The 10,386-nt window shown below is 65.5% G+C and carries 7 protein-coding genes; all 7 read left to right on the forward strand.

The annotated features are described in order from the left end of the window. Nucleotides 1–51 precede the first annotated feature (51 nt). Nucleotides 52–3,327 (forward strand): methyl-accepting chemotaxis protein, encoded by a 3,276-nt coding sequence (locus VGK32_05945; protein ID HEY3381291.1) that lies wholly within the window; start codon nucleotides 52–54, stop codon nucleotides 3,325–3,327. 72 nt (nucleotides 3,328–3,399) lie between these two features. Next, nucleotides 3,400–3,738, forward strand: coding sequence for a carboxypeptidase-like regulatory domain-containing protein (locus VGK32_05950; GenBank protein HEY3381292.1), 339 nt, complete (start codon nucleotides 3,400–3,402; stop codon nucleotides 3,736–3,738). A gap of 141 nt (nucleotides 3,739–3,879) precedes the next feature. Next, entirely contained in the window at nucleotides 3,880–7,617 is a 3,738-nt protein-coding gene (locus VGK32_05955) for a methyl-accepting chemotaxis protein (GenBank protein HEY3381293.1), read from the forward strand. A 76-nt stretch (nucleotides 7,618–7,693) separates the two neighbouring features. Next, on the forward strand, nucleotides 7,694–8,077 hold the full coding sequence (locus VGK32_05960) for a response regulator (GenBank protein ID HEY3381294.1): 384 nt from the start codon (nucleotides 7,694–7,696) through the stop codon (nucleotides 8,075–8,077). A 10-nt stretch (nucleotides 8,078–8,087) separates the two neighbouring features. After that, the gene (locus VGK32_05965) at nucleotides 8,088–9,191 is read left to right on the forward strand and encodes a chemotaxis response regulator protein-glutamate methylesterase (protein ID HEY3381295.1); all 1,104 of its coding nucleotides are present in this window, start codon (nucleotides 8,088–8,090) and stop codon (nucleotides 9,189–9,191) included. Nucleotides 9,192–9,203: 12 nt separating this feature from the next. Further along, nucleotides 9,204–10,073 carry a protein-glutamate O-methyltransferase CheR gene (locus VGK32_05970; protein HEY3381296.1) on the forward strand — a complete coding sequence of 290 codons (870 nt, stop codon included), beginning with the start codon at nucleotides 9,204–9,206 and terminating at the stop codon, nucleotides 10,071–10,073. Nucleotides 10,074–10,122: 49 nt separating this feature from the next. Then, nucleotides 10,123–10,386, forward strand: a 264-nt coding sequence (locus VGK32_05975) for a chemotaxis protein CheX (protein HEY3381297.1), incomplete at its 3' end; no start/stop codon positions are given.

Below are 10,386 nucleotides of genomic sequence, written 5' to 3' on the forward strand. Positions count from 1 at the left end.
GTCGGAGAGCCGACACAGGACGGGGGCAGGGCAACAGACAGAAGGCATGTCATGTCGATTTCCAGAACCGTCGGCATCATCGTCGCGGGAGTGCTCATCGTCACCTTGGGCTGCATGGTCGGCGTGCTCGTCACGCGAACCGCGCGGACCACTGCGGACAACGACGCCAGGGACGCCGAGGTGCTGGAGAGCGTCATCGCCGACGCGCTGAAGTTCTCGATGGGCGAAGGCGTGAGCGACGTGAAGCCGCTCGTCAGCCGGATGCAGGGGCGGGGCGACATCGTCGATTTGCGGGTGACGCCGACCAACGCAGTCCGCGCCGGCAGCGAGGATCGAATGGACGCGGCCGAGCGCCAGGTCATGGCCACGCTGCAGGGGCAGTCGGTCGTCGAGACGTTCAACGGGCAGCCAGTCGTCCGGACCATCAGTGCGATAGCCGCAGACCAGAAGTGCACCCAGTGCCACAGCACGGCCGTCGGCCGTCCGCTGGCGGTATTCAGCCTCAGGCGATCGACCGCGCACGCGGCCGCCGAAATCAGCAGCCAGAGGTGGATGGGGGTACTGATGGGCGCTGGGACGGTGATCTTCGCGTTCCTGCTGTTGGCGTGGCTGATCAGGCGCCAGGTGGTGCGCCCGTTGGCCGCCTCGGTGGTCCATATCGAGCGGCTCGCCCAGGGTGACGTGACGCACACGGTCGAAGTCGGCAGGAACGACGAGATCGGGGTGCTTCTCCAATCGGTGCGAACGCTGCAGACGTCGCTGAAGCAGAAGACCGAAGCAGCCGATCAGATCGCAGACGGCAACCTGGACGTCGAGGTGGAGGTCCGGTCCGACGTCGACACGCTGGGGAAGGCGATGCTCCGGATGCGGGACAGCATTCGCGGCGTCATCGGCGAAACGCGCGTGTTGACCGACGCGGCGCGCGCCGGTCGCCTCGCGACACGGGGCCCCGCGGACAGGTTCCATGGCGCGTTCCGCGAGGTCGTCCACGGCATCAACGAGACGCTCGATGCCGTGGTGGGTCCGCTGACGGTCGCGGCCGAGTACGTCGAGCGGATCAGCAAGGGCGACATTCCGGAGCCGATCACCCGGGAGTTCCCGGGCGACTTCAACGAAATCAAGACGAGCGTCAATGCGTGCATCGCCGCGCTGGAACAGATGCGCAGCGATGTGAGGACGCTGGCCGGTGCCGCCCTCGATGGTGACCTCCACGTCCGGGCGGACGTGGCCCGCCACCAGGGTGCGTTTCGGGTCATCGTCAAGGGGTTCAACGACACGCTCGACACGGTCATCGACCCGCTCGAGGTCGCGGCCAGCTGCGTGAGCCGTATCTCGAAGGGCGACATCCCGGATCGGATCACTCAGGACTACAAGGGCGATTTCAACGGCCTCAAGACCAGTCTCAACGGGTGCATCGACAACGTGCAGGCGCTCATTGCCGACGTCCGCAGGCTGGCGTCAGCGGCCGTGCAGGGAGAGTTGTCGGTGCGGGCCGACGCCACCCGGCACGGCGGGGAGTTTCGCACCATCGTCGAAGGCGTGAATGCCACGCTGGACGCGGTCATCGGGCCACTCACCCTCGCGGCCGATTACGTGAAGCGGATCGGGAGCGGTGACATCCCAGAGAAGGTCGTGGCCGAGTACCGCGGTGACTTCGGCGAGCTGATGACGAACCTGAATGCGTGCATCGAGGGCCTGTCGGCCTTGCAGGAGGCCAACCAGGTCCTGCAGTTGATGACGCTGAACGACTTCACCGTCCGCGTGGCGGGCGCGTATCAAGGCGTCTTCGCCGCCGTGGCCCGCGGCGTCAACGAGGTGCTCGAGAGCCAAATCGGCACGCAAGAGGCCGTCGAGCGAATCGCCCGCGGAGACCTCTCGCAACTGGAACAGGTTCGGGCGATTGGCGGCGGCACCGGGCGGCGCTCGGCGAACGACCAGATCGTCCCGTCGTTCATCCGGATGATGGAGGCGATCCGGGCGCTCGTGGCCGACACCAACGACCTGTCGAAAGCGGCCGTCGAGGGCCGGCTGTCCGCGCGGGCGAATGCCTCCAGGCACGAGGGCGACTACCGCCGCGCCATCGAGGGTGTGAATGCAACGCTCGACGCCGTGATCGGTCCGCTGAACGTCGCCGCCGAGTACGTCGACCGAATCTCCAAGGGCGACATCCCGCAGAAGATCACCGATCAGTACAGCGGCGACTTCAACGAGATCAAGGTTAACCTCAACGCCTGCATCGAGGCCGTCAACGCTCTCGTGCGCGACGCGAACGAACTCGTCGACGCGGCCGTCGCGGGTCGCCTGAAGACGCGCGCCAATCCGGACGGGCACGGCGGTGACTTCCGCCGGATTGTCGAGGGGGTCAATCGGACGCTCGACGCGGTCACCAATCCGCTCAACGAGGCGGCGACGGTGCTCGATCGGGTCGCGCACCAGGATCTCAGCGTGCACGTGGAGGGGGACTACACCGGCGACCACGCGGCCATCAAGACCTCGATCAACACGATGGTGATGGACCTTCGCGGCTCCATCCAGTCGATCGGCCAGAACGCCCAGCGCCTCGCCGGCTCGTCACAGGAACTGACGACGATCAGCGAGCAGATGGCGTCGAACGCCGAGGAGACCGCGACGCAGACCAACGTGGTGTCGGCCGCATCGGAAGAGGTGTCCAGGAACCTCACCGTTGTCGCCACGAGCGCCGAGGAGATGCTCGCCTCGATCCGTGAGATCGCGAAGAGCGCGAACGAGGCCGCGAAGATGGCCAAGGGAGCCGTCAGCGTGGCTGATGCCACCAACGGCACCGTCAGGAAGCTCGGCGACAGCTCGATGGAAATCGGTAACGTCATCAAGGTCATCACGTCGATTGCCGAGCAGACCAACCTGCTCGCCCTGAATGCGACGATCGAAGCGGCGCGCGCGGGCGACGCGGGCAAGGGCTTCGCGGTCGTGGCGAACGAGGTCAAGGAACTCGCCAAGGCCACCGCCAAGGCGACCGAGGAGATCAGCCACAAGATCGAGGCGATCCAGGGCGAGACCCATGGCGCGGTGGAGGCGATTGCGCAGATCAGCGCGGCAATCGGCCAGATCGACGACGTATCGAACACGATCGCCTCGGCGGTCGAGCAGCAGATGGCGACCACCAACGAGATCGGTCGCAACATCTCCGAGGCGGCGCGCGGAGCGGGCGAAATCGCCCGCAACGTCTCGAGCGTGGCAGGAGCCGCGCAGTCGACCGCGCACGGCGCGAGCGAAACCCAGCAGTCCGCGAAGGCCCTCACCGAGATGGCCGCTCGCCTGCAGGCGCTCGTCGCCGGATTCCACGTGTGAGTCGGGACGGTAAACGCAATACAACAGGAAACGGTAGAAACAGGTCGGGTTTGACGTCAGAGAGGAGACGTTATGTTGAGCAAACGGGTCGTGATCATCGGGTTGGCATTGGCGGTGCTCTTCGCGGGCAGTGCCGCGGCACAGTGGCGGGGCCTCGGCCGGCTCACGGGCAAGGTTGTGGACGAGGCCGGGGCGGTCCTGGTCGACGTGACTGTTCGCGCAGACCTCCCGGGCATGGGCGGGACGACGGTGAAGACCAACGAGAAGGGCGAGTGGATGATCAGCGGCATCGCCCGCGGTGAGTGGGTCATCACCGTGGCGAAGGACGGCATGGCGATCCAGAAGGTCAAGGCCGTCGTGCAGGAAATGGCGGTTCCGCCGCTGGTGAAGACGACGCTGAAGAAGGAGTAGTTGGTGACCAGGCGCCGCCCCGCCAAGTGAGGGAGCGGCTGCCTGGGACGTGGTCGGATGAAGCGCGACGGATGTCGCGCCTCATCCGGGACGCGGTTAACGTCGGTTGCTCGATGAGCGCGCATTCGCAAAGGTTGACATATGTTCGGAACCATGGATCTTGGGAAGAAGCTGTCGGCGTTGATCGGTCTGCTGGTCCTCCTGGCCGCCGGGGCGACTGCGATCGCCGTCTCCATCATGGGGGGCGATGCCGTCCGCGAACAGGCGTACGAGCGTGCCAGGGCTGAAGCCATGGCCACCTCTAGCGACGTGCAGCGCGCCCTCGAGAAGGGGCTGAACTCAGCGCGAGCGCTGGCCAGCTCGTTCGAAGGACTCCGCGCACGCGACTTCACAGACCGCATCCAGTACGCGGTCATGCTTCAGAAGGTGCTCGAGGACGACAAGGACCTCGTCGGCACGTGGACGTCCTGGGAGCCGAACGCGCTCGACAAGAAGGATGCCAAGTTCAAGAACGCGCCGGGCGCCGATGGCGAGGGCCGGTACGTGCCGTACTGGGGCCGGGTGGACGCCGACACCGTCCTCAATTCGGTTCACGAAATCGCCACGCCGAACGAGGACTACTACCTCGTGCCGAAGAACACGGGCGCAGAGTACATCATGCCGCCGGCCACGCGGAAGATCGGCAACAGGACTGCCCTCGTGACGCGGCTGTCGGTCCCCATCAAGGGCGACGGCAAGTTCGTGGGGACCGCCGGCGTGGACGTGGCTCTCGACGCCATCGAGAAGCTCGTGAGCGAGCTCAAGCCCTTCGGCACGGGCCGCGTCTCGCTGTTGACGTACGACGCCAAGTACGTCGCCGCGTACCGGCGCGAACTCGTGAACACGGACATGAAGGCCGGCAGCGACACGGACCGGATGATGGCCGCCATCCGGCAGGCGAAGCTGACCACCTTTACTAGGACCGATCCCGAGACGAAACAGGAACTCTACACCGCAATGGTGCCGCTCGTGGTCGGCAGGACGACGACGCCGTGGTGCCTGGTGGTGGACGTGCCGATGGACACCGTGACGGCTGCGGTGCCTCGCATGCGGAACACCGTGATTGCCATTGCGGCGCTCTCATTCATCCTCGCGATCTTCGTCGCCTTCTTCGTACTGCGGAGCATAGTCACCCGGCCGATGGCGAAGGTCGTCACGCTGGTCGGTGAACTGCTGAAGGGCCATCTGAGCCATCGTGCGGGCGTCACGCAGCGGGACGAGGTCGGTCACACGGCACAGGCCCTGGACCAGTTCGCCGAGGTGCTCCAGACGAATGTCATCGGCGTGATGAAGCACATCGCCGAGGGTGACCTCAGCGACGAGGTCCGGGCCCAGGACGACAGGGACGAGATCGCGCCCGCCCTCCAGACGACAATCGCGTCACTGCGGGGCCTCGTGGCCGAGGCGAACATGCTGTCCACGTCGGCTGTCGACGGACGACTGGCCACGCGCGGCGATGCCAACCGGTTCCAGGGTGGATACCGGGAAATCATCCAGGGCGTCAACGCGACCCTCGACGCGGTCATCGGGCCGCTCAACATGGCCGCGGAATACGTGGATCGCATCAGCAAGGGCGACATCCCGCCGAGGATCACCGACGAGTACAATGGTGACTTCAATGAGATCAAGCTGAACCTCAACGGCTGCATCGACAACGTGAACGCGCTCGTCGCCGACACGACGATGTTGTCTGGTGCCGCCATCGAGGGTCGATTGGCCACCCGGGCCGACGCGAGCCGTCACGGCGGTGACTTCCGCAAGATCGTCGAGGGCGTCAACGCGACGCTTGACGCAGTCATCGGGCCGCTCAACATGGCGGCGGAGTACGTGAACCGGATCAGCACCGGCGACATCCCGCCGAAGATCACCGATGCGTACCGGGGCGACTTCAACGAGATCAAGATCAACCTGAATCACTGTATCGACAACGTGAACGCCCTCGTCGCCGATACGGCCATGCTCGCCGACGCCGCGGTGGCCGGCAAACTGGCCACCCGCGCCGATGCCACCAAACACGGCGGCGACTATCGTAAGATCGTGGAGGGCGTGAATCGGACGCTCGACACCGTCATCGGTCCGCTGAACATCGCGCGAGACGTGCTGTGGAAGATGGGCGTCAACGACCTCACCGAGCGGATGCCGCGTGACTTCGTCGGCGATTTCCAGAACCTGGCGAAGGCAATCAACAGGATGCACGACGTCCTGACGCGACTGCAGAAGACCGCCGTCAACGTCGGCAATGGCGACCTCCACGATCTCGAGGCGTTCAAGGCCATCGGGAACGGGACGGGACGGGCGTCCGAGGACGACCAGCTGACTCCCGCGTTCGTCAGGATGATGGAGTCGATTCGGGCGCTGGTCGCAGACATGGACGGGTTGTCGCGCGCGGCCGCCCAGGGACAGCTCTCCACCCGCGTGGAGGCCTCGCGTCATCAGGGTGAGTACCGGAAGGTGGTCGAAGGCGTCAACGCGACCCTCGAGGCCGTGATCGGACCGCTCAATACGGCGGCCGGCTACGTCGACCGCATCGCAAAGGGCGAGATCCCTCCGCGGATCACCGAGACCTACTATGGGGACTTCAACCAGCTCAAGGACAACCTCAACGCCATGGTGCAAACGATGGCCGATCTCCTCCTGGAGACCGATCGGATCATCAAGGCGGCGACCGAGGGCCAGCTGAGCACGCGGGCGGACGCGGCGAAGTTCGTCGGCGGTTGGAATCGCCTGGTCAGCGGGATCAACAGCACGGTCGAGAGCATCGTGACGCCGCTGAACAGCGCCACCCAGTACATGGACCGGATCTCCAAGGGCGATATCCCGGACAAGATCACGGCGCAGCACCAGGGGGACTACAACAGGATCAAGGACAGCCTGAACACCTGCATCGACGCGATCCGGGCGCTCGTGGCGGACACCAAGGTCCTCACCGACGCTGCGGCGTCCGGCCGCATCAAGACGCGGGTCGAGGTCGCGCGTCACGCCGGCGAGTTCCGCAAGGTCATCGAGGGCGTCAACCAGACGCTCGAGGTGATCACCGACCCGATCGTGCAGATCGGCCGCGAGGCGCGCGGCCTCGGCGCATCGTCCGAAGAGCTGAACGCGATCAGTCAGCAGATGTCGGCGAATGCCGAGGAAACCGCCACGCAGACCAACGTCGTGTCAGCGGCTTCCGAGCAGGTGTCGAAGAACCTGACCGTCGTGGCCACGAGTTCGGAGGAGATGCTCGCGTCGATCCGGGAGATCGCCAAGAGCGCCAACGAAGCCGCCAAGATGGCCAAGCACGCGGTCGGGGTCGCCGACACGACGAACCTGACGGTGAAGAAGCTCGGCGACAGCTCGCTCGAGATCGGCAACGTGATCAAGGTCATCACGTCGATTGCCGAGCAGACCAACCTGCTGGCGTTGAACGCGACGATCGAGGCGGCGCGCGCCGGCGACGCGGGCAAGGGCTTCGCGGTCGTCGCGAACGAGGTCAAGGAACTCGCCAAGGCCACCGCCAAGGCGACCGAGGAGATCAGCCACAAGATCGAGGCGATCCAGGACGAGACCAAGGGTGCCGTCAAGGCCATCGGCCAGATCAGCGGCCTGATCACGCAGATCGACGACGTCTCGAATACGATCGCCTCGGCGGTCGAGGAACAGACGGCGACAACGAACGAGATCGGGCGTAACATCAGCGAAGCCGCGCGCGGTTCGGCGGAGATCGCACGAAACGTCTCGAGTGTGGCAGGGGCCGCCCAGTCCACCGCGCAAGGGGCCACCGATACGCAGAAGGCAGCACGGGCGCTCGGCGAGATGGCCGGACAGCTGCAGTTGGTCGTGTCGCGGTTCGCGATCTAGCGGGCTCGTCGGGGACGGAGCCGGCGGCGCCCGCGGGCGGGCCGCTCCGTCCTCCGCGTGAACGGGATGAGGTTCTATGCCGAAAGCGATGGTGGTGGACGACTCTCGTACGATCCGGCGGATTCTGGCGGGGATCCTCGGGGAGATTGGATTCCAGGTGATCCATGCCGAAAACGGCAAGGAAGCGCTGGCAATCGTCGGTCGGGAACGGGAGGCGGATGTCGCCATCTCCTTGGCGCTGGTCGACTGGAACATGCCGGAGATGAACGGGCTGGAGTTCGTCCAGCAACTCCGCGCGGACGTCAGGAACGCCGACATGTTGGTCATGATGGTGACGACCGAGACGCAGGTCGACCAGATGGTCGCGGCGCTCGAGGCCGGCGCGAACGAGTACATCATGAAGCCGTTCACCAAGGACATCATCCAGGGCAAACTGCGTCTCCTGGGTGTGGTGGAGTAGGGTAGGGTCTGTGGCCACTGCTGTCCGGCGCGCCATCCCCGCGGGCACCAAGATCCGCGTGCTCGTCGTGGACGACTCGGTGGTGATCCGCCGTCTCGTGACGCAGGCGCTCAGCGAGGATCCCGGCATCGAAGTGGTGGCGGCGGCTGCCAACGGTCTCATCGCGCTGCAACGCATTCCCCAGGCCAACCCGGACGTGATCACGCTCGACGTCGAGATGCCGGAAATGGACGGCCTCGAGACGCTGCGTCGCATCCGCAAGGACTACCCGAACCTTCGGGTCATCATGTTCAGCACGCTGACCGCCCGCGGAGCGACAGCCACGATCGACGCGCTCATGCTTGGCGCGGACGACTACGTGACGAAGGCCGCCAACGTGGGAAAGGTCGGCGAATCGCTCGCGGCGCTCAGGGGCGAACTGGTGCCTCGAATCAACCAGTTCTTCCTGAGGGCCGAGCCGTCGTCGGGCGCGGTATCCGTCGCACGTCCGATGCCGGGACGGGGCCCGCGCCCCGTGCGGGTCGTGGCGGACTTCCGGCCGCACCTGGCGCCCAAGGCGCTCGTCATCGGCGTCTCGACTGGCGGACCGACGGCGCTGTCGCACATCGTTCCGGCGCTGCCGGGCGATTTCAGGCTGCCGGTCCTCATCGTGCAGCACATGCCGCCGCTCTTCACGCGACTGCTCGCCGAGCGACTGCAGAAGCAGACGGCGTTGAAAGTCGTGGAGGCGGCTGAGGGGCTCGCCGTGCAGCGCGGGACGGTCTACATCGCGCCCGGCGATTACCACATGCGGGTACGCCAACAGGGCGACCGCGTCGTGGTGGCGCTGGACCAGGCTCCGCCCGAGAACTCGTGCCGGCCTGCCGTGGACGTGCTGTTCCGCTCCGCGCACGAGGTCTATGGCGGCCAGGTGGTCTCGGTCATCCTGACCGGGATGGGGCAGGACGGCCTCCGCGGCGTCGAGTTGCTCAGGTCGAGCGGTGCCCGCGTTATCATCCAGGACGAGGCGACGAGCGTCGTCTGGGGTATGCCCGGCGCCATCGCTCGCGCGAATCTCGCGGATGCAATCGTCGGAATCGATGATATCGTGCCGGAAATACTCAGGCATGTCTGAGAGCGGGTGGCTATGACGTTGCAGGCGGAGGGCACGGCGCGGCAGGACCCGAACCCGTTCCAGGGGATCAGTCCGGAGACGTACAAATATCTCCAGGACTACGTGTATCGTGAATCCGGCATCGTCCTCGAGGACGACAAGCACTACCTGCTTCAGGCCAGGCTGATGCCGATCCTGAAGAAGGAGCAGCTCAAGACGATCGACGAGATCTGTGCACGTCTGAAGGCCGGCCAAGGCGACCTCAGACTGCGCGTCGTCGAGGCGATGACGACCAATGAGACGCTGTTCTTCCGCGACCCGGCGCACTACGACGCCCTCAAGACCCAGATCATCCCGGCGCTGATGAAGGCCCGTGAGTCCACGCGCCGCCTGTGTTTCTGGTCCGCCGCCGCCTCGTCGGGCCAGGAGTCCTACAGCCTGGCAATCCTGCTCCTTGAAATGGGGCTCCTGGCTCAGGGCTGGAGCATCCAAATCATCGGGACCGACCTGTCGTCCCAGGTGCTCGAGCGGGCGCGCCAGGGCCGGTACATGCAGATTGAGGTGAACCGGGGCTTGCCCGCGGCCCACCTGGTCCGGTACTTCAGCAAGCAGGGACTCGAGTGGCAGCTGAAGGACAACGTCCGATCCATGGTGACCTTCGAGCGGTTCGACCTGCGACAAAATCCCTCGCCGCTGGGGATGTTCGACGTGATCATGTGCCGCAACGTCCTCATCTACTTCGACGTGCCGACCAAGAAGAAGATCCTGGCGGCCTTGCGGACCGTGCTGCGTAATGATGGGTGCCTTCTGCTCGGAGGCGCCGAGGCAATCCTTGACCTCGACGGCAACTACGCGCGTCAGGTCGTTGGGCAGGCGTCGGTCTATCGCAAGGCCGTGTCCTGAGGGGTGAGCGCATATGGAGTCAACCGAGATCCAGGATTTCGGCCCGATCGTGAACCAGATCGTCGAAAACGTCTTTCAGACGATGATGAATCTCGAGGTGCACGCGGAGGAACTGCCGTGGCCGCCGAAGGGTGAGCTGATCACCGCCGCCATCTCGCTGGCCGGCACCTGGAAGGGTGCCGTGCTAGTGGAATGTGGGCTCAACGAGGCGTTCCTGTTTACCAGCCGGATGATCGGCGTGGACCTGCCCACCAGCCTGAACGACGACGTGCGCGACGCCCTCGGTGAACTCGCGAACATGGTCGGCGGAAAC

The sequence above is a fragment of the Vicinamibacterales bacterium genome (assembly GCA_036504215.1).
Classification (GTDB): domain Bacteria; phylum Acidobacteriota; class Vicinamibacteria; order Vicinamibacterales; family Fen-181; genus FEN-299.

Excerpts from the sequence above, each read along its gene's own strand:
- VGK32_05960 (HEY3381294.1), top strand. The coding sequence starts at position 7,694 with ATGCCGAAAGCGATGGTGGTGGACGACTCTCGTACGATCCGGCGGATT.
- VGK32_05955 (HEY3381293.1), top strand. The coding sequence starts at position 3,880 with ATGTTCGGAACCATGGATCTTGGGAAGAAGCTGTCGGCGTTGATCGGT.
- VGK32_05970 (HEY3381296.1), top strand. The coding sequence starts at position 9,204 with ATGACGTTGCAGGCGGAGGGCACGGCGCGGCAGGACCCGAACCCGTTC.
- VGK32_05950 (HEY3381292.1), top strand. The coding sequence starts at position 3,400 with ATGTTGAGCAAACGGGTCGTGATCATCGGGTTGGCATTGGCGGTGCTC.
- VGK32_05945 (HEY3381291.1), top strand. The coding sequence starts at position 52 with ATGTCGATTTCCAGAACCGTCGGCATCATCGTCGCGGGAGTGCTCATC.